Below are 26966 nucleotides of genomic sequence, written 5' to 3' on the forward strand. Positions count from 1 at the left end.
TTATTTAAAATAATTTGGATATTCTTTCTTCAATAATTCTTTATCAACAAGTGCAATTTTCAAATGCTCTTCCATGATTTTTTCAGCTTTATCAGCATCTTGATCTTGTATAGCTTTGAAGATATTTACATGTTGAGAAAAAATATTATCCCAATTATAATCTGTTACTAGTCTTAACATGCGACTCCTATTAAAGTGTACATTCATCTGTTGAATAACTAACCATGTTTTTTCTTTTTTACACCGTTTGAAAATAGTTCTATGAAACTCCTCATCTAATTCAAACATTTTTTTATAGTCTTTTTTCTTAACGCAAATTTTTTGCATACTTAAATTCATATCTAAATCAATAATCAACTCTTCAGAAGGTTCCTGGCAGGCTAGTCTAATCACTGCCTTCTCGAGATGTTCTCGCATAAACCGTGCTTCCTCCACAAGGTTCAAATCAATTAAAGAAACAAATGTACCTCGTTGAGGATAGATACTTAATAATCCTTCTTGAGATAATTTTAAAAAGCTTTCTCTTACAGGAGTTCGACTAACATTAAATTGAACGGATATTTCTTTTTCAGAAATATTTGTCCCAGGTGGAAGCTTCAGGCTTAATATTTGATCTTTTAGCATATTGTAAACTTGTTCCCTCGTAGAGAGGTTTTGGTTTTTAAAATCGATATTCATTATTCTAATCTCCTTTCTCTAACATACTACCATACAAGTGCATTAGAATGGTAGACACTAATTTAATTTTTCTGATTATTTGTCCTGTGAGTATTTATAACTCTTGATGATTCCAACTATGTAAGCCATGATCAATAATAAAAGTGTGGGAGATTAAAAAGAAAATTCAAAAAACTATACAAAATTCAAAAAGATTGAGTTATAATGTTTTTGATCTACCATACTAGTATAACTAGAATATTAATAAAACGAACGGTACTCTGATCTATCAGTTAGGTGAATCATTAAGTTTTTTGAAAGCGCTATCTCATTATTAGAAGTGAAAATTTATCTTCTTGCAGAAGGGAAAGATTGATATGTCCAACATCGCAATTATAGGAACTGGATCTATTGCAACTGCCCATATTGAGGCTTATCTTGCAATGCATGAAGTCAGTAAAATTGTAGCTTTAGCTGATATTTATCCTGAAAAAGCAATGTCTGCAGCAACAAAATATAACCTAGAAGCACGAGTTGTCGCTAACTACCAAGAGTTATTGAATGATCCTACTATTGATGCCGTTTCCATTTGTACACCTCCTTATATGCACGCAACCATTGCTATCGATTTTCTTAAAGCAGGCAAACATGTCTTAGTAGAAAAACCTATGGCTTCTTCTCTAAAAGAATGTGACGAAATGATAAAAGCATCTATTGAAAGCCAGAAGCTTTTATCCGTTGTTGCTCAAAACAGGTTTATGACTCCCATTATGAGATTAAAACATGTCCTTGATCAAAACCTAATTGGAAAAATCGCTCATACTCAAGTGGATTCTTTTTGGTGGCGTGGTCATAGTTATTATGATTTATGGTGGCGCGGTACATGGGAAAAAGAAGGTGGAGGTTGTACACTTAATCATGCTGTCCATCATATTGATATGTTGCAATGGATGTTAGGATTGCCGACTGACATTTTTGCAGCAACTAGTAATACCCTGCATGATAATGCAGAGGTTGAAGACCTTTCTATTGCTGTACTTCGCTATGGAAATGGTAGCTTAGCACAAGTAACCAGTTCTGTTGTCCATCATGGAGAAGAACAACAACTGATTTTTCAAGGTGAAAAAGCTAGAGTATCTGTCCCGTGGAAAGTAAATGCTCAAATAGCTAAAGAAAATGGGTTTCCTCAAGAGAAAAATGATGAGGATTTAGAAAATCGTATTCAGGAAGCTTTTAATCAATATCCGGAATTACTATTTGAAGGGCATAAAGGACAAATAAATAATTTTTTAATGGCTATCAAGGGTAACCAGAAGCTTCTGATTGATGGAACAGAAGGAAGAAATACACTAGAACTTATTACAGCCATCTATAAATCTGAAAACCTAGGTGTTAATGTGAAGCTTCCACTTTTAGCAGACGATCCTTTTTACACACGTGAAGGCATGCTCGCGAACGTTAAGCATTTTTATGAAAAACAAAGCAGTGTAGAAAATTTTTCAGACGATACGATAACCGTTGGAGGAAATTACGAGAAACTATGAGTCTAACGTTATTAAATTATTAAAAATAAACTGGAAGCTAGCTAGAGGAGGAACAATCATGCAGAAAAGTGATGGAATGAATTATGCTCCTAAGGGAAAAAGTGCCCCTGTCGTTACAGAAGGACAATTCGTAATAGCAGCTATAGGTCTTGATCATGGACACATCTATGCAATGTGCAATGGATTAACCGAGGCTGGGGCTACATTAAAATGGGTTTATGATAATGATCAGAAAAAAGTACAAGAATTTTGTAAAGCATATCCGGAGGTACAGGTAGCCAAAAGTGAGAAAGAAATTCTCGAAGATCCAGATGTAAGGCTCGTGGCAGGCGCAGCCATTACATCTAAACGCTGTGATTTAGGACTGCGTGTTTTAGATCGTGGTAAGCATTACTTTACGGATAAATCACCATTTACAACGTTAGAACAATTGGAGCTTGCTCGCAAAAAAACAGCTGAAACGGGGCTTAAATGGGCTGTTTATTATAGTGAACGTTTGCACGTGGAGAGTGCCGTATTTGCTGGTCAATTGATTGAACAAGGAGCAATTGGAAAAGTGGTACAAGTTCTTGGAACTGGCCCACATCGTAGTAATGTAGAAAGCAGACCAAGCTGGTTTTTTGAAAAGGAGTATTACGGAGGTATTCTATGTGATATTGGTAGTCACCAAATTGAACAATTCCTTTACTATTCTGGCGCAAAAGATGCAAAAGTTGTACATAGTAAAGTGGGCAATTACAAACATCATCAATATCCAGAATTGGAAGACTTCGGCGATGCTACTTTGATTGCTGATAATGGGGCTACAAACTACTTTAGAGTAGACTGGCTGACTCCTGATGGCCTTAGCACTTGGGGGGATGGGCGCACATTCATTCTTGGAACAGATGGGTATATTGAAATTCGCAAATACGTAGACATAGCAAGGGATAAAATAGGAGACCATTTATACTTAGTAAATCAACATACAGAGCAACATTTTTCTCTAAATGGAGAAGTAGGATTCCCTTACTTTAGTGAACTTATTTTAGATTGTTTAAACGATACTGAAAATGCTATGACTCAAGAACATACTTTTAAAGCCGCAGAACTATGCTTAATTGCACAACGAGACGCAATCTACGTAAATACGGAGTTTGAATTAAGTAAGATCTAAAAAAGTGAGGTGTTATTTTTGTTAATAACACCTTATTTCATTTAATTGAGATTTTCTAAACATAAGTATAGAGGTGACTATATTGTCTACATTCCTAAGCGAAGATATGATGCTTAATCACGAAAGTTCAAAAGTTCTTTATCATGATTACGCGAAAAATATGCCAATCTATGATTTTCATACGCATTTAATGGCTGATGACATTGCTATTAACAAAAAATATGAAAATATGACTGATATTTGGCTTAATGGAGATCACTATAAATGGAGGGCTATGCGATGGTTAGGCGTAGAAGAAAGATTTATCACGGGGAATGCAAGTGACAAGGAAAAATTCTTAGCTTGGGCCCAAACTGTTCCATATACAATAGGAAACCCTCTTTATCATTGGTCACATTTAGAATTAAGTCGTTATTTCAATATAAATGAGTTGTTCTCAGAAAAAAATGCACATAAAGTTTGGGATATCTGTAATGAGAGATTAAATGAAAGTAACATGTCCACAAATGGAATTTTAGAAAAATTTAATGTGAAAGTTGTATGTACTACTGATGATCCAATCGATACTTTAGAAATTCATCAAATCATACGTAAAGATGTAGGAATTACAACTAGGGTCCTACCTACATTTAGACCGGATCATGCTTTAAATATTGAACAATCAAATTTTGTGAATTATATAGAAAAATTAGGTGAGTCAATCAACGGCGTTGTTTTAACATATGAAAACTTTATCGCTTCATTACATTCACGAATTGATTATTTTCACGCGAATGGATGCAGAATTTCTGATCATGGTTTTGAAATATTTCCATTTTCACCAGCTACTGAACAAGAAGTGTCTTCTATATTTGTACGTGCGCTGCAAGGAAAAACACTATCCCAAGAGGATATAAATAAATTTAAAACAAACACTCTTATTCACCTGAGTAAAAAATATCATTCTCTTCATTGGACCATGCAATTACACATAGGTGCTTTAAGGAATAATAACACACGAATGTTCAAGTTAACGGGAAAAGATAGTGGGTACGACTCTATGTCTGACTTCCACCTAGCAAGACATTTAAATGGTTTTTTGAATGACTTAGACAAAGATAACCTTTTACCTAAAACCATTATCTATAATTTAAATCCCGTTCATAATGCTATTGTGGCCTCTACTATAGGGAATTTTCAGTCTTCTGATACCAGAGCAAAAATTCAATTTGGATCCGGGTGGTGGTTTAATGATCAAAAAGACGGCATGCTAGATCAAATGAAAACATTATCTAATATAGGTTTGCTTAGCACTTTCGTAGGTATGCTTACAGACTCAAGAAGCTTTTTATCGTTCCCTCGCCATGAATATTTCAGAAGAATTTTATGTAATTTATTTGGGACTTGGATAGAAAATGGTGAGCTTCCAAGGGATTACGAATTTATAGGAAAAATAGTCAAAGATATTTGTTATAACAATGCCGTGAATTATTTTAACATTGAAATAAATGAGAGACAGTACCAATGAAAACGAATTAATAATACAGTAAGATATTACTTTTATTAACAGATTGATTTAAGTTCTTTTGTTAAATAGTCATTGATATTATTCAATGACTTAGAAACGCAATACATTTTTTTAGGTTAAATGAAGACTGATCATAAATAAAGTAAAAAACTGGACATGATGTACTCATGTCCAGTTTTTTATTAATGAACGCCTTTCATCGCTTTCTTAATCACTGGTGTAAGTAATAGCATCACACCGCATAAAACGATGGCAAGCAATCCGATGATACCGAAATAGACGGTTTCTGGCACTTTATCAAACAGTTTGACCACTTGCGCATTGATCGCCTGTGCCATCGCATTTGAAAGGAACCAAAGGCTCATCGTTTGCGCTGAGAAGGCAGCAGGTGCAAGCTTTGTTGTCGCTGACAGCCCAACTGGTGATAGGCAGAGCTCTCCGATCACGACAAGGAAGAAGCTCAGAACGAGCCATAATGGACTTACAAGTGTATTCGGGCCAGACATGTAGGCAGGAATGATCATGATGATGAAGGATAATCCTGCAAACAGAAGGCCAAGTGAGAACTTAATCGGGGTAGATGGCTGTTTTTTCCCTAGTCTAATCCACAACCAAGCAAACACAGGAGACAAGAGCACAATGAAAATTGGGTTCAATGATTGGAACCATGAAGAGGCAAGTGTCATCCCAAGGAAATTCAAGTTTGTTCGTTGATCTGCATATGTGGCTAGAATGTTTGAGCCTTGTTCTTGAATCGCCCAGAACATCACCGCAGCAAGGAACAATGGAATATAAGCGAGAACCCTGGATTGCTCCACTGGGCTCGTCTTTTTACTGAAATACATGACGATGAAATACACAATCGGAATAAGCACCCCAAGAACACTGACAAACCAAGTGAATAGATTAATCGTAAGAGCGCCAGTTTGAATGCCAATGACGACAAAAACAGCGAGCACAATGGCAATTAATGTTCCGAAAATTTTGAAGTTCTTGCGTTCAGTAGCTGATAACGGATTTGTTACAAAAGTACCGGCAAGACCAAGATTCGGTTTTTTCGTGATCACAAATGTAATCAGTCCAACAAGCATCCCAACGGCAGCAAGTGAGAATCCGAGGTGGAAGTTCACTTTTTGACCGAGTGTTCCGACAATTAATGGGGCAATAAAACCGCCCATGTTGATCCCCATGTAGAAAATACTAAAGCCAGAATCCCTGCGTGGGTCTGTTTTGGAATACAGGTCGCCAACAATGTTTGAAACGTTCGGCTTCAGAAGACCTGTCCCAATAATAATCAGTCCCATACTAATAAAGAGCGCTGTTGCTCCGCTTGGCAAAGCCAAAATGACATGTCCAAGCATAATGAACACCCCGCCATAAAAGACCGTACTGGACGAACCGAATACCCGGTCGGCGAGCCATCCGCCAATAATGCCTGACATATAGACAAGCGCACCGTAGACAGACATGATCGAATTGGCTGTCGTCTGATCAAAACCAAGACCGCCCTTTGTCACCTCTGTGTACATATAGTAAATAAGCAGTGCACGCATGCCGTAATAAGAGAAACGCTCCCAAAATTCAGTGAAAAACAGTGTGTAAAGTCCTTTAGGATGTCCAAAAAACCCTTTTTGAGGAACACTTTTAACAATTTTATCGTGGTCAATTGTAGACATGGCATAGATCCTTTCTTAAAAAAAGAGATATGAGAAAAATGATATTCTTGTATAGTTCTTGTGTCAATATAAAACTATTCTAAAACAGGAAAATGTTAGTTAAATAGGCGTAAAGACTCAAAAAACGAAAAATTCTTTCAAGTAAGAATGGTCAGAAAGTTATATTGGAAGAATTTATTTAAAATTTGAAGGATTGTACAAGCAAACCTTTTACACATGCATAGGATGACAAGAGGACATGTGTGAATAGGAGGGGTTTAGGTTGGGGGAATTGAATGAATCTGATCTAAAAAAGCCTGTTGTCAATGTACAAGATTTTGGTGTGCTGGCGGATGGGAAAACGGACTGTACAGCGAAGCTCAATGAATGCTTACAATGGACGAAAGCACAGGGGTATTCTCACGTCTGGCTGCCGAGCGGAACGTATGTCATCGATGCAGTGTACAGAGGGGATCGATTTTTTCCTTTCCGAGGTGCGGGTATACGTGTGCCAAGTCATATGACCATTGAGATGGCGCCGGATGCCGTGATTAAGGTAAAACCAAATAATTCATGGGGGTATGCGGCCTTTTATATAGGAAAGGTTCAGCATGTGACCATCCGGGGCGGGCGAATCGAAGGAGATCGCCATGAGCATGTGTACAACTTGCTTCCCCCTGAACGAAAAACCCATGAGTGGGGTTTTGGGATATGTATTGAAGGGGCCTCTAATGTGGAAGTGAACCGTGTGCAAATCAAGAATTGTACGGGAGACGGCATTATTGTCAGTCCCCACGGTTTATTATCACAAGCTGAATCATACTCGCCTGCTTCATCTATTCATATTTCCGGCTGCCACATCACAGATTCAAGACGAAACAATATCTCGATTACAGGCTGTGACGGGGTCATTGTGGAGGACTGTCTGCTGGAGAGAGCAGGAGTAAACGGAGTCGAGCCAAGAATGGGCATTGATATTGAAGGCTACGGAGAAAACGCGGTTAATATGGAGGAACCACTGAATATTCAAATTCGAAATAACATTGTAAGAGGTGGTGCCGCAAGCTCCATTTATAACTTCAATGGCTATGGTGTCATCATCGAAGGCAATCATACAGACAGTAGCATCTCCTATGGCTTTGCCACCGAAACAATCATTGCAAACAATTTGATCCGTGCAGTAGGAGGAGGCGTAACAAAAGCAGGAATTACGAGCTTAGGTGTCTCTCTTGATCAATCGGAAAACAATGTGATAATTATCGGTAATATGATTGAAGGGTTTGAAAAAGGGATTGATGTGAGGGGCGACAGTGTTCACATTACAGGGAATAAGATCAGTCTATTTGAAGATGCGGCTTTGTCCGTTTATATGGCGAATCGTATTCTAATAGAAGGAAATCATATTGAATCGGGGACGAATACAGGGCAAAGAAGCGCAGCACTGCGTATCTATCAATCGGATAGCGTCGTCTTTTCAAACAATACCATCTATTCGGTGATCGATGGGGCGATGGTGAGAGGAACGAATATCCTGATCCAGCACAATCAATTCAAAGATTTCAGCAGAGGGATCTGGGTGCAGGATGGAGAAGCTGGAATCAACGGCAATCACTTTATTCAAGAGGGACACCCAGAGCTTGCGTCTTCGTATACGATCAGTGTCACTGGAAATGCAAAGGCTTTCATTTGGCATAATCGCTTTAAGCACTACCAAAACTACGCCGTATACAGTAGCACGACGGGGCCATTAGAAATCAAAGACAATTCCTTTGAAGAATCATCTTTATATGTCGTGATGTATATTAAAAACGGTTCACCACAAATCGGAGATAACCGCTTTTATTTAAATCGTTCGTTCGGACAGCCGACGGCGATCTTTATTGATCAAGCCGCCTCAGCCCGTGTGCTGCGGAATAACATCATTAATTTGTCTCCTCAAAAAGCGATTGCCGTCCGCACCATTTCTTCCACTCATTCCGTGATCGCCCATAACATGCTTGAACGCAGTCAATTGGTGACACATACCACAGACCGGCTCATCGGAAATATTGAAATCGATACACCGTGATGAACGAGTTAAATTTCTGATTTTGGAGGTTCAGAAGGCGGTTGACAATCCTGTAAAAAGGGCATATAGTAATAATTATTTTTCATTTTTCGCAACATTTGCCCTTTTTTTATTGATAAAACCGATTAATTCAATCAGAAAAATGTATCTTCTGAGGACTTCAGTTTGATACAGCAGGATATAGAAAGGATGAAGAACAAGTGTCACAGCCGAAAAGGAAGCTCAAGCTAGGCGTATTCATTGCAGGAACTGGACATCATGTTGCCTCTTGGAGACATCCGAACGCCGTATCAGATGCAGCCATGAACCTTGATTATTTTAAACAATTAGCGAAAAAAGCAGAGGAAGGAAAGCTGGATTTACTCTTTTTAGCTGACAGCTTATCCATTAACCAAACCTCTCATCCGAATGTACTCACGAGATTTGAACCGCTCACCCTGCTTTCATCCATTGCTGAGTCTACTTCATCAATTGGTTTAGCAGCAACAGCATCCACTACATACAGTGAACCTTTCCATATTGCAAGACAGTTTGCCTCCCTTGATCATTTATCAGGCGGAAGAGCGGCATGGAATGTGGTCACATCTTCTATTGAAGAAACAGCGAAAAACTTTAGCGGCGAAGAGCATTTAGCACACCATAAACGATACGAGCGAGCAGAAGAGTTCGTTGAAGTCGTCAAAGGTCTTTGGGATTCTTGGGAGGAAGACTCCCTTGTCAGAAACAAGGAAACGGGAGAATTCTTTGAATCTAGTAAGCTTCATGAGCTCCAGCATAAAGGGGAGTTCTTCTCAGTAAGGGGTCCTCTCAACGTATCACGCACGCCTCAAGGGCAGCCAGTGATCATTCAAGCAGGATCATCCGAAGATGGTCAAAAGCTTGCAGCGAAAACAGCTGAACTCATTTTCACTGCACAAAACGATCTCGAAAAAGCGAAGGAATTTTATCAAAGCTTAAAGGAGAAAGTAGAGGCTGCTGGTCGTGCTAGAGAGGACGTCAGCATCATGCCGGGGATCTTCCCGATTATTGCTGATACAGAGGAAGAAGCCAAAGCGAAATATGAAGAATTACAGGAGCTGATTGTTCCTGAGATTGGGCTGAGCATTCTGCAAAACTACTTAGGTGGGATTGATCTGTCTCAGTATCCTTTAGACGGACCGCTTCCAGAGATTGATCCAAGCACGTCAAATGCGGTGAAAAGCCGTTTTGATCTCGTGATGAATATGGCGAGAAAGGATCACCTGACCATTCGCCAGCTCTATCAATCGGTTGCCGGCTCTCGTGGTCATAATATTTTCATTGGTACACCTCAGCAGCTCGCAGATGTGATGGAAACATGGATCAATGAAGAAGCAGCAGACGGCTTTAACGTCATGCCGCCGCTATTGCCAGAAGGGCTGGACATGTTCGTAGACCGCGTCGTCCCAATCCTTCAGGAAAGAGGCTTATTCAAAACAGAATACACAGGACAAACCTTACGAGAAAATCTAGGATTAACACAGCCAAAAAATCGCTACACGACATAAGGGTGAGGTGACTAACGTTGGGATACACGTTTCGTCTGGCAACAGAGGCAGATATAGAGGCGCTGCTTGAACTGACAACAAGAGCCTATGAGCCAATTCGTGAGCTCGGCATCCAGTTCCAAGCAGCACATGCTGATTTCGCTCTCGTTCAAAAAAATGTACAAAAGAATCTTTGCTATGTGATGGAAGAAAACGGAGAGCTTCTATCTACCTTGACGCTCCGTATGCCTTGGGGAGAACAGCCAGGCCCGTTCGGCGTCCCTCATATTTGGTGGTTTGCCTCAGAACCATCCGCCAAAAAAGGGACAGGCTCTGTCTTGCTGGAATGGGTGGAAACCGAAGTGTTAAGAGATACCTTGAAGGTGCCATACGTATCTCTTGGTACAGCTGATAAGCATCCGTGGCTCATAGACATGTATGAGCGCAAAGGCTACGTCAGAGCAGGAGAAAAGGATTTAGGCAAGGGTCACATCACGGTTTATTTTAAAAAACAACTAAGGTCAGATATCACACAACCATAAGAGGAAAGAAGGGTATACGATCATGAAAAACAAAAAGTGGCTAGTCGTTCTATTTGCAGCAATGTTGGCAGTTTTAGCAGCTTGCGGCGGTAACAATCAGAGTGAAGGCAAAGACGAAAAAGTGTTGAAAGTAGGTGCCACAGGGCAAAGCTATCCGTTTGCTTATAAAGACAATGGCAAGCTTGTTGGCTTCGATGTCGAAGTAACTGAAGCCATCGCAAAAAAACTAGGCTACAAACTAGACTGGCAGCTGAGTGAATTCAGCGGACTCATGGGGCAGCTGACATCTGGTAAGCTGGATACAGTGTCAAACCAAGTCGCAGTCACAGATGAGCGTAAACAAACGTTTAACTTTACTGATACGTACGCTTACGCAGGAACACAAATCATCGTGAAAAAGGACAACAACGACATCAAAGGTCTTGATGATTTAAAAGGAAAAACAGTGGCCGCGGTTCTTGGCTCTAACCACGCCAAAAACTTAGAGAGCAAAGATCCGGACAAAAAAATCAATATTAAAACATATGAAACGCAAGACGGTGTCTTAAATGAAGTGGCAAATGGCCGTGTAGATGCTTATGTCAACGGACGCAGTGTATTACTTGCTCAAATTGAAAAAACAGGTCTGCCTCTCAAAATCGTTGGCAACCCAATTGTGTATGAAGAAGTAGGCTACCCATTTGCCAAAGATAAAAAGCATGACAAGCTAAGAGAAGAATTTAACAAAGCGATCAAAGAATTAAGAGAAGACGGGACACTTAAGAAATTGTCTGAGAAGTATTTCAAAGACGATGTCACAGTGCCAATTAAAAAATAACGACAGCGGCGGTGAAGAGCAGACATGAACAAAATTGATTGGCAGTATATGGTGACGGTTTTTCCGACATTGATCCAATACTTGCCGATAACGATCTTCATGGCGATTGTCTCCATGGTATTTGCCATTATCATTGGTGTGGTATTCGCTCTCATTACGAAAAACCGGATACCTGTTTTATACCAATTTGCCAAGCTGTATATTTCTTTTTTCAGAGCGGTTCCAACCTTGGTTCAGCTCTTTCTCATTTATTTTGGTCTTCCGCAGCTATTCCCTGCGATGACCTCAATGGATGCCCTAACAGCGGTCATTATCGGATTAAGTATTAAAAACTCAGCATACTTAGCAGAAATTTTCAGAGCGGCCCTTAATTCTGTAGATGAAGGGCAACTGGAAGCTTGTCTATCTGTCGGCATGACAAGATGGCAGTCTTACGTGAGAATTATTTTCCCGCAGGCAATTAGAAATGCCATTCCAGCAACGGGAAATACCTTTATCGGTCTTTTAAAAGAAACATCTCTTGCCTTTACGATTGGTGTGGCAGAAATGTTTGCACAAGGGAAGATGATTGCGTCGGCGAACTATAAATACTTTGAAACCTATTTAGCTGTAGGGATTGTGTATTGGGTGATGACCATCATTTATAGCTTCCTTCAAGACCTATTTGAACGAAAAATTAGCAAACCTTACCGGAATTAAGGAGGTGTGGACATGATCAAGCTCACCAATTTGAAGAAATCATTCGGCGACCTTGTCGTCTTAGACGGAATCAATCTCGATGTGCAAAAAGGGCAGGTTGTGGCCATTATCGGACCTTCTGGCTCCGGTAAATCCACCTTGCTGCGCTGCTTAAATTTATTAGAAATACCAGATGAAGGCACGATTGAAATTGGCGATGCGAAGCTCGATGCGTCTAAATATACACGAAAAGAAGCCCATCACCTGCGTCAACAAACGGCCATGGTGTTTCAAAACTATAATTTATTTAAAAACAAGACAGCACTGCAAAATATCACAGAATCACTGCTTGTGACGAAAAAAATGACGAAGCAGCAGGCAAATGAGATAGGAATGAAGCTGCTGAAGCAGGTAGGATTAGAGCAAAAGGCTGACAGCTATCCAGTCACGTTATCTGGCGGACAGCAGCAGCGAATCGGGATTGCCCGCGCATTAGCGGTTGATCCACATGCGATTTTACTCGATGAACCAACGTCAGCGCTTGATCCAGAGCTTGTCTCAGGTGTGCTTCAAGTCATTAAGTCCATTGCGATTCAAGAAACAACGATGATCATCGTCACACACGAAATGACGTTTGCTAGAGAAGTGGCAGACCATGTGATTTTCATGGCGGATGGTCATATTATTGAACAGGGCACACCAACTGAGCTATTTGATGAAACGAAGAATGAACGGACAAAACGATTTATTCAAAAAGAAGCAGCGGCTGAAGAAGCATAAGCTGCTTTTTACTCTTTAGAGGGGTGAGTATCAGTGAAATCATTAGGAAATGATGCTTTAAACAAACGTTTAATTAACATTCGCCGAGCGCTTCATGAGCATCCAGAGCTGGCATTTGAAGAACATGAAACGACTAAAAAACTGCGCGGCTGGTTAGAAGAAGAAGGAATTACCGTACTCGATTTTCCAGCTCTTCAAACAGGTGTTGTCTGTGAAATCAAAGGAGAACAAGAGGGGCCAACGATTGCCCTGAGGGCTGATATTGATGCACTTCCGATTGAAGAAGCATCTGGCGAACCATTTTCCTCAAAGGTACCGGGGAAAATGCATGCTTGCGGTCATGATTTTCATACAGCTTCTATCTTTGGAGCGGCTCTTTTATTAAAAGAACGGAAACACGAGATCAAAGGAACGGTCCGCATTTTGTTCCAGCCGGCTGAGGAAGTCGCGCAAGGAGCGAAACATGTCATAGAGGCAGGCGTTTTAGATGGAGTGGATGCGATTTTTGGTATGCACAACAAACCTGACCTGCCAGTTGGCACTATAGGCATTAGAGAAAAAGCGTTGATGGCAAGTGTAGACCGGTTTGAAATCAATATTAAAGGAACGGGTGGTCATGCAGGTATTCCGAATCATACGGTGGACCCGATTGCCATCAGCGGGCAGATCACAAGTGCTCTTCAGCAAATTGTCAGCCGCCGCATCAGCTCATTGCATCATGCAGTCGTCAGTATCACACGCATTCAAGGCGGTACATCATGGAATGTGATTCCTGATCGTGTTGAGATGGAAGGAACCGTTCGGACGTTTGAGCCTGAAGTGAGAGCGATGATTCCCGATCTCATGAAACAAATCGTGAGTGGGATTGCCGAGGGATTTGGGGCGAAAGGTGATGTGAGATGGCATCCGTATTTGCCTTCTGTGTTAAATGACGATCGTTTGACAAAGGTGGTCGAAGAAGCGGCAGGTGCGCTGGATCTCACAGTAGTTCAGGCAGAGCAGTCACCGGGCGGAGAAGATTTTGCCCTTTATCAAGAACACATTCCAGGCTTTTTCGTATGGATGGGGACAAGCGGTACGGAGGAATGGCATCACCCTGCCTTTACGTTAAATGAAGGCGCACTCCCTGTTGCCGCTGCCTTCTTTGCCGAGCTTGCTGTTCGGGCATTGGAGTCACGATCATGGAACTAACAAAACAACTGGCAGAGGCTGTACTGTCTGCTCATCCACTTCAAGATCAGCGGGCGGTAGAAATGGCTAGAAATGGTCTGTTAGATGCTGCGGCAGCAGCGCTTGCTGCGAAAGAGGATGAAGGAATTCAAAAGCTCATGGCACTGGTGGAACAAGAAGGCGGAGCAGCTCAAATTCCTGTCATTGGACAAGGGAAGAAGGTCAGCCGTCAATCCGCAGCCATGCTGAACGGCTACCTGATCCACGCCCTTGATTATGATGATGTGCATTCAGATGTGAGAGGGCATCCGAGTGCGGTGATCATCCCAGCATTGCTTTCACAGCTGACAGACGGTCAAGGGTATGGCGATCGATTTTTAGCAGCCTACATCACAGGCGTTGAAGTGATGGCAAGGCTTGGCGAATCCATCGGCAAGGCGCATTATGAACGGGGCTGGCATAATACCGGAACCCTCGGAGCCATTGCGGCAGTATGTGCCATTGGGTATTTAAAAAAGGTTTCGCAGGAAGAGCTGATGAAGGCAATCGGCTTTGCTGGAGCGCAATCTGCTGGAATGCGAAAGCAATTCGGCTCTGATATGAAACCATTACAAGCCGGCTTAGCGGCTAGAACAGCCGTCTGGTCTATGGACTTAGCTTGTTCAGGTTTTGGCGGGAATGAATCGGTTCTTGATGGTGCGCTCGGTTTCTTTTCTCTCTATGGAGATCAGGAGCGTGCGGAAAGTCGTTTACTAGAGGGGTATGGTACAACGTGGCGTATTGTCTCGCCAGGGCTATGGTTCAAAGTATACCCGTTCTGTTCAGCTGCGCATCATGCAGCCGATGCGATCCTAGCATTAATGAAAGAGCGTACTTTCTTACCGGAGCAGGTGAAACAAGTAGATGTCCTATTCCCGCCTGGCGGAGATGCAGCGCTTATTGAGCGGGCACCTTCGACTGGAGAAGAAGGACGATTCAGTGTTGAATATGTGATCGCACTTGCCGTGTATGGACAGACGCTAACGCTGGATCACTTTACGAAAAAAACCATTCCATCACACATGCGCACATGGATGAAGCGGGTGATTAGAGAATATGATCAAACGATAGAACCCCATCCAGACGCTGTCCCGAAAGGTCGCTTTACGATTGTGAAGCTTACCTTATCTGATGGCACCATCATCAGCAAACGAGTCGATATTCCGCGCGGAGCACCAGGCCATGCACTATCGAAAGAAGACATCATGCAAAAATTAAACAGTGTCACAGACGCATCACATGCACAGAAGGTTTCACAAGTTATTGAAGACGGGAACGATTCTTCTTATTTGCAGCAGTTGGCATGATTTAAAAAGAAGAAAAAGGGCTAAAATTTATTTAGCCCTTTTTGAGTATCATTTCTTATTCCATTTTGGTAAACGTCAAGCCAATATGAGCAAGTGCCTGCGGCAAGTCCTTCCGAATGGTGATGTCTTTAAATGAAATATTCGATTGAATCGCACTTAAAGCAAGGTCTTGCTTAATCCCTGTTAGAACAGCTGAAATCCCTAAAAGTCTCAGCGTTTGTGCATAGCTGACCAAATATTGAATGCTCTGTTCATTCAGGCGTTTTGTTCCCGATACATCAATGACCAAATGAGAGAGCGACAGCCTATAGCTTTCCTGTAAAATGGTTTCTAATATATGCTGAGCACGTGTCTCTTCGATATCACCTAGGAGAGGAAGCACGGCAACACCGTCAACAACTGGGACGATCGGTACAGATAATTGCTGAATCTGCCGGTTGGCACGGTCTAGTTCCAGGACGTAGCTTAATAGAGAAGCCATCGTTTCAAACATATGCACATGCTCTTCTGTGAATTGCTGTGGTCTTAGATCAAGCCCGCAAATCGTTCCGTAGTTTGTGCCATCTGTAAAATTAATCGGCACTCCGATGAATGATCCGCCTTGAAGACGTTTCGTGACTTCTAAGTATTTAGAACGATCATCCAATGATATATCAGGAATCACAAGCGTATCCTGATGATCGACCGCCAGTTTGCAAAATGTCTTCTCGTAAGGAATTTCTTCTCCTTCTTCAAGAAGCTGCTCATTATGATTTAGCACCTTGACAATCTGATTGGTGGTTTGATCGTTTTTAGCAATAAACAGTGTATTTACATCAGTGAATTGACTCATCATATTTAAAATACTCGTAGAAGCATCATGAAAATTGCGAAACTGTTTTAATAGTTGTTGACGAGGCATTGTTTTAGGACTCCTTGTAGCTCCGATCATAGGCCGGAACAATAGTTGGTTTGTCTCTATCATACAAAATCAAACGAGAAATAGATATACTTTAATATGTGAATCGGGTGAGAACAAAAAAGACTGCCGATCCTGAGATCTGGCAGCCTGCTGATTAAAGAGAGACAGGGACAGTAGACATAGAGAAAAATTCCTCATACAACGCTTGAACGGCTTCTTTTTCTTGAGCCGCTTTGACGCCAAACATCATGCTGACCTCGGAAGAACCTTGATTGATCATTTCAATATTGACCTTCGCTTTTGACAGCGCCTTTGCTGCTCTTGCTGTGGTGCCAACATTGTGACGCATCGCTTCTCCTACAACCATAATGAGGGAGAGATTCGGCTCTAATACGACCTCATCTGCATCAAGCACAAGCTTTAAGCGATCGAGTAGCTCTTGTTCAATATGCTGCTCCTCCAGTTGATCCTGCCTTAAAATAATGTTCATATCATCAATGCCAGAAGGGACGTGCTCATACGTAAGCCCATATTCCTCTAGCGTTTGCAGCACCTTACGCCCAAAACCGACTTCTCGGTTCATCAAATATTTGCTAATATAAATGCTGCAAAATCCGCTATCTGAAGCGATTCCGACAACGGGTCCATTTGTATGATCCCGCTGGTTCACAATTTTTGTGCCTTTTGCCGAGGGATTATTGGTGTTCTTAATCTGTACTGGAATGCCTGCACGGAAGGCCGGAATGAGTGCTTCATCATGGAACACGGAAAAACCAGCATAGGATAGCTCGCGCATTTCCCGGTACGTTAGCTCTGTAATCTCCTTCGGCTCATGAACGATCGTTGGATTGACAGCATAGACAGCATCCACATCTGTAAAGTTTTCATACACATCTGCCTTCAAACCATTTGCCAAAATCGAGCCGGTAATATCGGAGCCGCTGCGAGAAAAGGTGACGATATCTCCCGATAGATTAAAGCCAAAAAAGCCAGGGAAGATGATGATGCCAGAGCGCTCTCTTAATTTATACAAATGATCGTATGACTCCGGAAGGACTTGCGCTTGACCAGGCTCATCGCTCACAAATAAACCGGCTTCTTTTGGGTTTACATAGTGGGCTTCGACACCTTGATAGCGGAAATAGGCGGCAATGAGCTTTGCGTTATTGTCTTCACCGCTTGCCTTGATGGCATCAAGATATCGCTCAGGATGAGACGTATCAGCCTGTAAGAGGGCATCTAGATCTTGCCGGATGGTGTCAATCACGTCATGACTTAATCCAAGTTCATCCGCAATAGAGGCATACCGTTCAATGACGGCTTCCTGTAAATCGTGTGCTTCGCCTAAACGTAAATATTGCTCACCACAGCTAATTAATAGATCGGTGACCTTCGTATCCGTTGAATGCCGTTTTCCTGGTGCGGAAACAACGACTGCTTTTCGAGCTGGATCTGCTGTTACAATGTCAAATACCTTTTGCAGCTGCTTGCCAGATGCAAGTGAACTGCCACCAAATTTAACGACCTTCAAAGCATACATCTCCTATAGTGAAAATTTTCTCACAAATTGAATAGTTCCTATTATCAACTCTTTTCTTCAAATTATCAAGGTTTTTCTTCACTAGAAATACAAATGTATTTTAGGGGAGGACGATATAGCGCGAGTATATGAAAAAAGAGCCGGCCATATGCCGACTCTTATTCTTATGAAGAAGATGAGGAGGAAGATAGCTCCTGTTTCATCACTTTATTCTCGCGTTTTTCCTTTAAGAAAAAGGAGAGGACAAGCCCAAGGACCGCAATCAAACCAGACACGATAAATGATGTGTTCATGCCGTGAACGGCTGATTTTAATGGACTGGCCAAATCTGCATTTGCAGCAGAGCTGCTCATGATGGAGACAAGCACTGCCGTCCCAATGGAACCACCCACTTGTCTCATCGTGTTATTCATCGCTGTCCCATGCGGGATCAAATGAGGCGGTAAAGAGTTAATACCTGCTGTTGTCAGCGGCATCATGATCATCCCAACCCCAATTAAGCGCAGTGTGTAAGCGACCGTAATGAGGGCGATGGATGAATCAAGGGTGAGCAGCATAAATGGCAAGGTTGTCACGGTAAGTATCGTAAACCCGCCTAATGCCAGCCCTTTTCCGCCGACTTTATCAAAAATCCGTCCAATAATTGGTGAGAGGAGTCCCATAAAGAGAGCACCTGGCAGTAAGATAAGCCCTGTATCAAGAGCAGACAATCCTCTAACATTCTGCGTATAGAGCGGCAGAATCGTCTCTGTCCCAATCAATAAAGCAAAGACAAGCATCCCAAGGAAGGTCGTTAAGCTAAAGATCGCAAACTTAAAGACACCAAATTCAAGCATCGGTCTTGTCAAATTCGACTGGCGTAGAATAAAGAAGAACAAGCTCACAGCGCCGACAATCAGTGATATGAGGACGGTGGCACTCGTCCAGCCATATGTGCCAACACTAGAAAATCCGTAAAGCAGCCCGCCGAAACCGAAGGACGACAAGATGACAGATAAAACATCAATACGTGCCTCTCTTTGTTGCGTTACATTTTTCATTAAGAAGAAAGCAAGAATAAGATCAATGATACCGATTGGCAGAACAATATAGAACAAGAACTTCCAGCTGAAGGAATCAACAATCCAGCCGCCAAGTGTCGGTCCAAGAGCTGGTGCGAAAGATATGACAAGTCCGACCATGCCCATTGCCTGACCCCGTTTTTCTTTCGGGAAAATGGTTAAAAAGATCGTTTGCATCAGCGGCATTAAAATCCCTGCGCCAGCTGCCTGCACAATACGCGCTGCAAGTAATACAGGGAAATTCGTTGCGAATGAAGCAAGAATGGTACCGGCTGTAAAGATACTAAGCGCTGTTAAAACTAAAGAACGGCTTGAAAATTTCTCAATTAAGAAAGCCGTGATCGGGATGAGAATCCCGTTTGTCAGCATAAAGGCAGTTGTGAGCCACTGTCCTTTGCTGACATCAATATTGAATTCCTCCATGATATGTGGGATCGCTGGAATGAGTAGCGTTTGGTTTAAAATCGCGACGAATGCCCCAACGAGGAAAATCCCCACAATCACAGATCGATTATACGATGTTGTAGATTGGTTCATGTTATCCCTTCTTTATCTATAAGATGATGCTTTTCAGCTGTGACACGTTTTGTGATAAAACGCTGCTTTTGCCTAAATAATCGAGTAGTGAACTGATTAAAAAGGTTCTCGGTTGGTCCTTTGATAATTCTTCACTTAGCAGTTCAAACGCAGAGAGGAGATCGTCCTTTTCTTCCCCGTTTGACAGTGTGTGAAGCTCTTGTTTGATCTTTGTTAAGTACGAGATGACAAGCTTTTCTTCATCATATTCGTCCTGTGTGGAAAGCAAATAAGAGTCCATCAGCTGATCTGTTAGCACAGGCTCAATAGAGCAAGGCTTTTTCGACACACGGTCCATCACGCCGATAATCATTTCTGCGGCATTTTCTAATTGGATGTTCTTGCGCTCGATGGCCAGCATTAAGATGAATTCTCTCATTAATCCGTTGAGAACAATCACAAGATCCCAGACGTAAGGCGCAACAGATTCACCATATGTGCTTAAAATAATGTCTCTGTGCCGCTGCATGATAATGGAGCGTGTCTCACGTAAATGCTTAATCACAATGGGTGAATGCTGTGAAAAAGCTTCAAAGGACAGCATATTCAAAAATTTATGATTCTCTTTAAACTCTTCAAGCTCAAGCTTGATCTTCTTTGTGAATTTTTCCTTTTTGGACAGCGTTGTTTCTGAATGAATGATTTGAGAAATCTCTCTCATTTTGCACTGATTGTATTTAATCAGTTCTAATAGAAGAGCTTCCTTTGAATCAAACAGTTTATAAATAGACGCTTTTGATATTTTACAGGCATCGGCAATTGACTGCATGGAGACACTCATATAGCCTTTTTGAGAGAATAATTTCTTTGAAACTCGCAAAATCTCTTCTTGCTTTTCGTTCATCTTCATAAGTCCTTTCCGATTCGGCAAAACCATATGGTCACAATGGAAACCGAGTGGTCACTTTTGCAATGATAACAAAACCAATGACCTATGACAAGAAAAGAAACTTAAAAAACACCTATCTTATGACAGGTGTTTTATCCTTCCGCATGTGCGGCATATATGATGATTTGACCGTTAAGTTCGGCGATCAAAAGGTCTTTTCGCTCCTTTACAGAGTAAATCGCTGTCCCTTTTTTCAGCTGGGAAGCTGTGCCGTGATTAAAATGTTCGGCAGCTGTTTTCTGAATCACACCTAATTGCTGATCTTTAGTGACGGTTAGTTGATAGGTCCAATCTACATTTGCTTCATAGACAGTTTCTTCCCATTGAAATAAATCTGCCTGTTCATCGAGAGCTAATAACTCTTCTGCACTAGGTGGTTTAGAATCGGCATACCGAACGGATTGGCATCCACATAAGCAAATGGCGAGTAACATCATACATAAGTAAGTCCAGATCTTTCGTGTCAAATGAGGTCCTTCCCTTCAAGAAAGCTATTATATGGTCATAGTCGTTTCCGAAGGATGTATCGTTACTTTTTGAGGCGAGTAAGGAGATTGTATGTTGGCACAAAATACGATACATTTATCGTATGAATAATCCAATCCATCCAACCCAAGAAGACATGAGACTGATTTCTGTGATGCACGCATTGGCCGATCCAATCCGGTTAGAAATTGTCCGCTGCTTAGCAGAAGCAGGCGAGAGGACATGTGGCACGTATGAAATGAATATTGCCAAATCCACGCTTTCTCATCACTTCAAAGTGCTGAGGGAGGCAGGCATCGTGAAAGTGAGAATTGACGGAAAACACCGCTACTATTCTTTAAGAACAGAAGACATCGAAACCGCTTTTCCTGGACTCGTGTCATCCATTTTAGCCGTAGATAAAGAGCGGTGGTAAGCCAGCTGTCTAGTAAAGCAGCTGGCTGTTTTATTTTCCATAAATCGACTCATACAGTCGTTTTACCGTCGGCTCAATATCCTCTGGCCGCATATGAGAGAAGCCGAGGACGAGCGGAACAAAGCCTTCCTGATGCCCCGGTAATTGCTCATCAAGGGTAAAACGGTCCATCCCATACATTTTCAGCTTTTTTTCTTTGGCACGCTGTAAAATCTCATGCTGCGTGCGGTTTGAGCGGAACTCTGCGATAAAATGAAGTCCAGCATTTTCCCCAATAATCCGTACATTGTCAGCAAAAACCGTGTCGAGCTCTTCAATGAGCTGCTTCCGCTTTTCCTCATATAAACCATTCATTCTTTTAATATGCCGCTGATACGCCCCATCCTTTATAAAATGAAGAAGGGTGTATTGTGTAAAAAGGTTGGCCGTTTGAATGAAGAAGTGCTGTTCTTCCTTATAGCGTCTCAATAAATGCTGCGGGAGCACCATGTAGCTTAGCCTTAAGCCTGGCAGCAATGATTTTGAAAAGGTCCCCATATAAATGACTTTGTCATATCGATCCAAACTTTGCAGCGCTGGAATGCTGTCAGTCCCATACTTGAATTCACTGTCATAATCATCCTCAATGATATAACGGTCATGCTCATCGGCTGCCCAGTTTAAGAGCTGAATTCGCCGGGAAATTGGCATAATCACCCCTGTTGGGAATTGATGTGAAGGGGTAATGATCAACACATTCGGCTCTTTCTTCTGAATGTCACTCATCCGCACTCCTTTTTGATCAATGCCAATCGTTTCAATTCGGTGATGATTGTTTTTTAGCATTTGATAGAGCCGGCGATAGCCAGGGTTTTCTAACCCGTATACTTGATCGGCTGGAAGAATGCTTGATAACGAATGGATAAGTGACTGCGTGCCTGCACTTAAAATGAGCTGTTCTGGATAGCATTTGACGCCTCTTGCCAGCCCGATTAACCGGGCAATCGTTTCCCGAAGCTCGTACACACCTTGTGGATGCGGAAGCTCGCCAAACGCTTCTTGGTGGAGGCTGATCGCCTTTTGTTCACTTTTCAACCAGCTTTTAAAGGGAAAATGAGTGGTATCGACTGAGATATGTGAAAAGGAATACCAATCGTCTCGTGCAATCGGCTCTTCCTTTAAATCTGCTGGAAGGGAAGAGGGTTTCAGCTGACCTGATTCATGAAACGTTTCTAGTGACTCCACAAAAAATCCTTTCCGTTCAACCGAATATAAATATCCCTCGGCAAGCAGCTGCTGATACGCGCCATTCACTGAATTCACGCTGACGTTTAATGCATCGGCTAATTCTCGTTTGGATGGTAATTGATCGTGCGGCTGAAGGTTTCGATTTAAAATTTCACCTTTAATTTTCGTATAAATTTGATGATAAATATATCCGTTTGCCCCTGTTTGATCTAGTTGAATTGTCAGCATCTCGTCATTCCTTCCTCTCTGGTACCATGAAAAAAATGATATTGGTACTTTCTATCATACCAAAAAATATTCAGAATAATAAAAAAGACATAAAGGGGATGGATGACAATGAGTCAAACGACAACAAACCGTTTTTCAACAGAGGAATGGCAGGGGAAAAGAGATCAATACGTCGCAAGAGGCGTGAGTAATGGCAACCGTCATATTGCAGCAAAGGGGAAGGGGGCCGAGCTGTTCGATATCGATGGGAAACGTTTTATCGATTTTGCTGGCGCAATTGGTACGTTAAATGTAGGGCATTCACATCCAAAGGTTGTGGAAGCCGTCAAAGCACAGGCAGACAGTCTGATCCACCCAGGATTCAACGTGATGATGTACGAATCGTATATCGAATTGGCAGAGAAGCTATGCCGCCTCACACCAGGCGACCATGACAAGAAAGCCATTTTCCTTAATTCAGGTGCAGAAGCTGTTGAAAATGCGGTGAAAATTGCACGTAAATATACGAAAAGACAGGCCGTTGTCTCGTTTACAAGAGGCTTCCACGGCAGAACGAATATGACGATGAGCATGACGAGCAAGGTCAAGCCATATAAATTTGGGTTCGGACCATTTGCGTCAGAGGTGTATCAAGCGCCATACCCGTATTACTATCAGAAGCCAGAAGGATTAAGCGATGCAGCCTACGATGAGTACATCATTGATCAATTCAACCAATTCTTCGTCGCTACCGTTGCACCAGAAACCGTTGCGTGTGTGGTCATGGAGCCAGTCCAAGGGGAGGGCGGGTTCATTGTACCATCGAAACGTTTTGTTCAGCATGTCGCTTCATTCTGTCAGCAGCACGGGATTGTCTTTGTAGCAGATGAAATCCAAACAGGTTTTGCAAGAACAGGAAAATATTTTGCGATTGAGCACTTTGATGTGGTGCCTGACTTAATCACGGTGTCAAAATCTCTTGCTGCTGGGTTGCCGCTAAGCGGTGTCGTCGGCAGAAAAGAACTGCTTGATGCGGCAGATCCAGGGGAATTAGGGGGAACGTATGCAGGAAGTCCATTAGGCTGTGTGGCAGCACTAGCGGTTCTTGATATTATTGAAACAGAACAACTGAATCAACGATCTGAGCACATCGGACAAGTCATTGAGGAGAAAGCAAATGATTGGAGAACTACGTATCCATTCATTGGGGAAGTCCGCCGGTTAGGGGCAATGGCGGCAATTGAAATTGTGGAAGATCAAACTACGCGTACACCAGATAAGAAAACAGCCGCAGCGATTGCAGCATATGCAAATGAGCATGGGCTGCTCTTATTAACGGCGGGGATTAATGGGAATATTATTCGCTTCTTAACACCACTTGTCATCACAGATGAGCTGCTTCACGAAGGACTAGGGATCATCGAGGACGCCTTCAAAGCACGCTAAACAACAAAGGGGGATGGTTGTATGCAAAAACAACAAATGGCAAAAACCATGTCGCAGTCTGACGTACTGTTTTTATCCATTGGTGCAATGCTTGGATGGGGCTGGGTTGTACTTTCGGGAGATTGGATTTTAACAGCTGGATTTTTAGGCAGCGTGATTGCCTTCGTTATAGGAGGTATTCTCGTCATCTTTATTGGACTGACGTATGCTGAGCTTTCGTCTGCGATTCCAGAGACAGGCGGAGGGCTCGTCTTTGTCCAGCGGGCATTTGGGATGAAATCAGCGTTCATCTCAGCATGGGGCGTATTGTTTGGTTATGTGTCCGTCATTACGTTTGAGGCTGTTGCCTTGCCAACAGTTATTGATTATGTGATTCCAACACAGCATGTTGGCTTCCTATGGAATATAGGGGGATGGGACGTTTATTTCACATGGGTATTGATTGGATCGGGCGGTGCATTGTTTTTAACAGCACTGAATTACATTGGGGCAAAGCCTGCGGCCATTTTTCAGTCTGTGTTCACAGTAGCGATTATTCTGACAGGTTTTCTCCTTTTAGGCGGCGCGACATTTAATGGGGATTTTGCAAACCTTGAGCCAATGTTTCAAGGCGGGGTTGGCGGTCTTATGGCCGTATTAGTCATGATTCCTTTTTTATTCGTTGGGTTTGATGTGATTCCGCAAGTAGCAGCAGAGATTAATGCGCCAAAGAAAATCATTGGGAGAATTTTAATTATTTCCATCGTGAGTGCGGTCGTATTTTATCTGCTTATTGTCTTTGGGGTAGCTGCGGGGCTATCAAAAGGACAGCTTGAAACCTCTTCATTGGCGACAGCAGATGCCATGGTGCAGCTTCTCGGTCATCAAGCATTTGGGACAGTGCTTGTCATTGGCGGTGTAGCAGGGATTGTGACGAGCTGGAATGCTTTTATTATCGGTGCCAGCCGTATTCTATACGCGATGGCGGAAAGAGGCATGATTTCCAAATGGTTTGCGTATATTCATCCAAAGTATAAAACGCCGACAAATGCCATTTTATTTCTTGGTGCTTTGGCTTTTTTCGCTCCATTATTAGGGCGCCCTGCCCTCGTATGGATTGTCAATGCAGGTGGTGTCGGGATCATCGTCGGGTACTTAATTGTGTCCATTGCCTTTATGAGACTTCGCAAAGTGGAACCAGAGCTTGAGCGTCCATACCGCATTAAATATTGGCGGACGACAGGCGTTTTAGCCATCGGGCTAAGTCTCCTTTTTCTTTCATTTTATTTTCCAGGGATGCCGGCTTCCTTATCATGGCCAGCTGAATGGATATTGCTTTTAGGTTGGGCACTCATTGGGTATATACTATATGTAATGAATCCAAGAACGAAGGAGACGGTAGAGCATGACAAACGAACTCAAAGTGTATAATCCTGCAACAGGAGAAGCAATTGCTTCAGTTGCTCAGCATACAAAAGAACAGATCGAAGACGCCATTTCGCGCTCACATAAAGCATTCAAAGTATGGGCAAAAACGTCAGCGCATGAACGTGCCAATATCATTCGCAAGTGGTTTGATCTCATGATTGAACAGAAAGAAAGGCTCGCAAAAATCATCACGGAAGAAAACGGGAAGCCGTATCAAGAAGCATTAGGCGAAATCGTTTATGCGGCTGGATATATTGAATGGTACGCAGAGGAAGCTAAACGAATCTACGGCAGAACCATTCCGTCACATACGACGAACAAACGCCTTTTCGTCACAAAGCAGCCAGTTGGTCCTGTTGCGGCCATTACACCGTGGAATTTCCCAGCAGCCATGATCACGAGAAAGGCAGCACCAGCACTTGCGGCGGGCTGTACCTTTATTGTGAAGCCTGCTGAAGACACGCCGCTGACGGCTATTGAACTTGTAAAATTAGGCCACGAAGCCGGAATACCTGAGGATGCCCTGCAATGGGTGGTTGGAGATGGAAAAGAAGTCGGTGAAATTTTCACAGATAGTCCATTGATTCGCAAAATCACGTTTACAGGCTCAACGCCAGTCGGAAAGCATCTGATCAAAAACAGTGCCAGCACAGTCAAGCACGTATCCATGGAGCTTGGCGGTCATGCCCCGCTCATCGTAGACAAAGATGCCAATCTTGAACTAGCTGTCAAACAAGCAGTGGCATCTAAGTTCCGTAATGCAGGACAAACCTGTGTCTGTGCCAACCGCTTAATTGTGCATGAAGACATTCATGAAGCATTTGCTCATGGCTTTAGCAAAGAGGTAGAAAAGCTGAAAGTGGGAAATGGCTTTGAAGAAGGCACATCCATCGGCCCAATTATCAACAAGCGCGGCTTTGATAAAATTGTCAGCCAAATTCAAGATGCAGTCGATAAAGGGGCGAAAATTCTTGTCGGCGGCGATACGCATTTCGATGATGAAAAGTCGTATTATTTTGTCCAGCCAACGGTTCTCACACATGTGGACCCTTCCATGAACATCATGCATGAAGAAACCTTTGGACCAGTGGCACCGATTACGACATTTAAAACGCTAGATGAAGCGATTGAATTAGCCAACGATACACCTTTTGGTCTTGCAGCTTATTTCTTTACAGAGAATTATCGAAACGGCCTCTACATCTCAGAGAATCTTGATTACGGAATTATTGGCTGGAATGATGGCGGACCATCGGCTGTTCAAGCACCATTTGGAGGAATGAAAGAGAGCGGAATTGGCCGTGAAGGCGGCATCGAAGGGATCGAACCCTATTTAGAAACCAAATATGTATCCATTGGTTTAGACGAATAAACGTGAAAAAGACT

The 26966-nt window shown here is 42.5% G+C and carries 23 protein-coding genes; 15 read left to right on the top strand and 8 right to left on the bottom strand.

From position 1 onward, the window contains the following. Positions 1 to 678, bottom strand: a complete 678-nt coding sequence (locus MKY83_RS02055) for a GntR family transcriptional regulator (RefSeq protein WP_113386708.1) — start codon at positions 676 to 678, stop codon at positions 1 to 3. Positions 679 to 1034: 356 nt separating this feature from the next. Between MKY83_RS02055 and MKY83_RS02060 the strand changes: the two genes are divergently transcribed. From MKY83_RS02060 to uxaC, 3 genes are all read left to right on the top strand, one after another. Further along, positions 1035 to 2201: a Gfo/Idh/MocA family oxidoreductase gene (locus MKY83_RS02060; protein ID WP_217012728.1), complete on the top strand. Its 1167-nt coding sequence runs from the start codon at positions 1035 to 1037 to the stop codon at positions 2199 to 2201. A 58-nt stretch (positions 2202 to 2259) separates the two neighbouring features. Then, complete coding sequence (locus MKY83_RS02065) at positions 2260 to 3357, top strand: Gfo/Idh/MocA family oxidoreductase (protein WP_106066484.1); 1098 nt, start codon at positions 2260 to 2262, stop codon at positions 3355 to 3357. Positions 3358 to 3439: 82 nt separating this feature from the next. Continuing rightward, positions 3440 to 4864, top strand: coding sequence for a glucuronate isomerase (uxaC, locus tag MKY83_RS02070; RefSeq protein WP_106066483.1), 1425 nt, complete (start codon positions 3440 to 3442; stop codon positions 4862 to 4864). 182 nt (positions 4865 to 5046) lie between these two features. On the opposite strand, the gene MKY83_RS02075 is transcribed toward uxaC, so the two are convergent. After that, complete coding sequence (locus MKY83_RS02075; RefSeq protein WP_113768554.1) at positions 5047 to 6540, bottom strand: peptide MFS transporter; 1494 nt, start codon at positions 6538 to 6540, stop codon at positions 5047 to 5049. A gap of 262 nt (positions 6541 to 6802) precedes the next feature. Between MKY83_RS02075 and MKY83_RS02080 the strand changes: the two genes are divergently transcribed. The 8 genes from MKY83_RS02080 to MKY83_RS02115 all read left to right on the top strand — a co-directional run bounded on the left by MKY83_RS02080 (position 6803) and on the right by MKY83_RS02115 (position 15425). Continuing rightward, positions 6803 to 8587, top strand: coding sequence for a right-handed parallel beta-helix repeat-containing protein (locus MKY83_RS02080; protein ID WP_342488026.1), 1785 nt, complete (start codon positions 6803 to 6805; stop codon positions 8585 to 8587). Positions 8588 to 8787: 200 nt separating this feature from the next. Further along, positions 8788 to 10113 (top strand): LLM class flavin-dependent oxidoreductase, encoded by a 1326-nt coding sequence (locus MKY83_RS02085; protein ID WP_342490541.1) that lies wholly within the window; start codon positions 8788 to 8790, stop codon positions 10111 to 10113. 17 nt (positions 10114 to 10130) lie between these two features. Continuing rightward, positions 10131 to 10634 carry a GNAT family N-acetyltransferase gene (locus MKY83_RS02090; protein WP_340908855.1) on the top strand — a complete coding sequence of 168 codons (504 nt, stop codon included), beginning with the start codon at positions 10131 to 10133 and terminating at the stop codon, positions 10632 to 10634. Positions 10635 to 10656: 22 nt separating this feature from the next. After that, the gene (locus MKY83_RS02095) at positions 10657 to 11451 is read left to right on the top strand and encodes an amino acid ABC transporter substrate-binding protein (protein ID WP_113768556.1); all 795 of its coding nucleotides are present in this window, start codon (positions 10657 to 10659) and stop codon (positions 11449 to 11451) included. 24 nt (positions 11452 to 11475) lie between these two features. Beyond that, on the top strand, positions 11476 to 12150 hold the full coding sequence (locus MKY83_RS02100) for an amino acid ABC transporter permease (RefSeq protein WP_003214174.1): 675 nt from the start codon (positions 11476 to 11478) through the stop codon (positions 12148 to 12150). 12 nt (positions 12151 to 12162) lie between these two features. Further along, a complete protein-coding gene (locus MKY83_RS02105; protein WP_044140499.1) occupies positions 12163 to 12909 on the top strand; it encodes an amino acid ABC transporter ATP-binding protein in 747 nt (248 codons plus the stop codon). Positions 12910 to 12942: 33 nt separating this feature from the next. After that, positions 12943 to 14100 (top strand): amidohydrolase, encoded by a 1158-nt coding sequence (locus MKY83_RS02110; protein ID WP_185108315.1) that lies wholly within the window; start codon positions 12943 to 12945, stop codon positions 14098 to 14100. Then, complete coding sequence (locus MKY83_RS02115) at positions 14091 to 15425, top strand: MmgE/PrpD family protein (protein WP_185108317.1); 1335 nt, start codon at positions 14091 to 14093, stop codon at positions 15423 to 15425. The genes MKY83_RS02110 and MKY83_RS02115 overlap by 10 nt, the downstream gene beginning before the upstream one ends. A gap of 55 nt (positions 15426 to 15480) precedes the next feature. Here the strand turns inward: MKY83_RS02115 and MKY83_RS02120 are convergent, their stop codons facing one another. The 5 genes from MKY83_RS02120 to MKY83_RS02140 all read right to left on the bottom strand — a co-directional run bounded on the left by MKY83_RS02120 (position 15481) and on the right by MKY83_RS02140 (position 20859). Next, entirely contained in the window at positions 15481 to 16326 is an 846-nt protein-coding gene (locus MKY83_RS02120; protein WP_340908865.1) for a GAF domain-containing protein, read from the bottom strand. 154 nt (positions 16327 to 16480) lie between these two features. Then, complete coding sequence (locus MKY83_RS02125) at positions 16481 to 17857, bottom strand: aspartate kinase (RefSeq protein WP_185108319.1); 1377 nt, start codon at positions 17855 to 17857, stop codon at positions 16481 to 16483. 173 nt (positions 17858 to 18030) lie between these two features. Beyond that, the gene (locus MKY83_RS02130) at positions 18031 to 19464 is read right to left on the bottom strand and encodes an MDR family MFS transporter (RefSeq protein WP_185108321.1); all 1434 of its coding nucleotides are present in this window, start codon (positions 19462 to 19464) and stop codon (positions 18031 to 18033) included. Positions 19465 to 19480: 16 nt separating this feature from the next. Next, positions 19481 to 20347, bottom strand: a complete 867-nt coding sequence (locus MKY83_RS02135; RefSeq protein ID WP_254110916.1) for a TetR/AcrR family transcriptional regulator — start codon at positions 20345 to 20347, stop codon at positions 19481 to 19483. Positions 20348 to 20484: 137 nt separating this feature from the next. Further along, on the bottom strand, positions 20485 to 20859 hold the full coding sequence (locus MKY83_RS02140) for a hypothetical protein (RefSeq protein ID WP_185108325.1): 375 nt from the start codon (positions 20857 to 20859) through the stop codon (positions 20485 to 20487). A gap of 122 nt (positions 20860 to 20981) precedes the next feature. Here MKY83_RS02140 and MKY83_RS02145 point away from each other — a divergent pair, with 122 nt between their 5' ends. Then, positions 20982 to 21293 (top strand): metalloregulator ArsR/SmtB family transcription factor, encoded by a 312-nt coding sequence (locus tag MKY83_RS02145; protein WP_185108327.1) that lies wholly within the window; start codon positions 20982 to 20984, stop codon positions 21291 to 21293. A 30-nt stretch (positions 21294 to 21323) separates the two neighbouring features. Here MKY83_RS02145 and MKY83_RS02150 read toward each other — a convergent pair whose 3' ends face one another. Further along, on the bottom strand, positions 21324 to 22748 hold the full coding sequence (locus tag MKY83_RS02150) for a PLP-dependent aminotransferase family protein (RefSeq protein ID WP_185108329.1): 1425 nt from the start codon (positions 22746 to 22748) through the stop codon (positions 21324 to 21326). A 108-nt stretch (positions 22749 to 22856) separates the two neighbouring features. Here MKY83_RS02150 and gabT point away from each other — a divergent pair, with 108 nt between their 5' ends. The 3 genes from gabT to MKY83_RS02165 are packed head-to-tail and all read left to right on the top strand — an operon-like array spanning position 22857 to position 26952. After that, positions 22857 to 24173 (top strand): 4-aminobutyrate--2-oxoglutarate transaminase, encoded by a 1317-nt coding sequence (gabT, locus tag MKY83_RS02155; RefSeq protein WP_185108331.1) that lies wholly within the window; start codon positions 22857 to 22859, stop codon positions 24171 to 24173. Positions 24174 to 24194: 21 nt separating this feature from the next. Next, a complete protein-coding gene (locus tag MKY83_RS02160) occupies positions 24195 to 25583 on the top strand; it encodes an APC family permease (protein ID WP_113768565.1) in 1389 nt (462 codons plus the stop codon). Continuing rightward, entirely contained in the window at positions 25558 to 26952 is a 1395-nt protein-coding gene (locus MKY83_RS02165; protein ID WP_283924154.1) for an NAD-dependent succinate-semialdehyde dehydrogenase, read from the top strand. The genes MKY83_RS02160 and MKY83_RS02165 overlap by 26 nt, the downstream gene beginning before the upstream one ends. Positions 26953 to 26966: the final 14 nt, after the last annotated feature.

The organism is Bacillus sp. FSL M8-0266, assembly GCF_038613425.1.
Classification (GTDB): Bacteria; Bacillota; Bacilli; order Bacillales; family Bacillaceae; genus Bacillus; species Bacillus pumilus.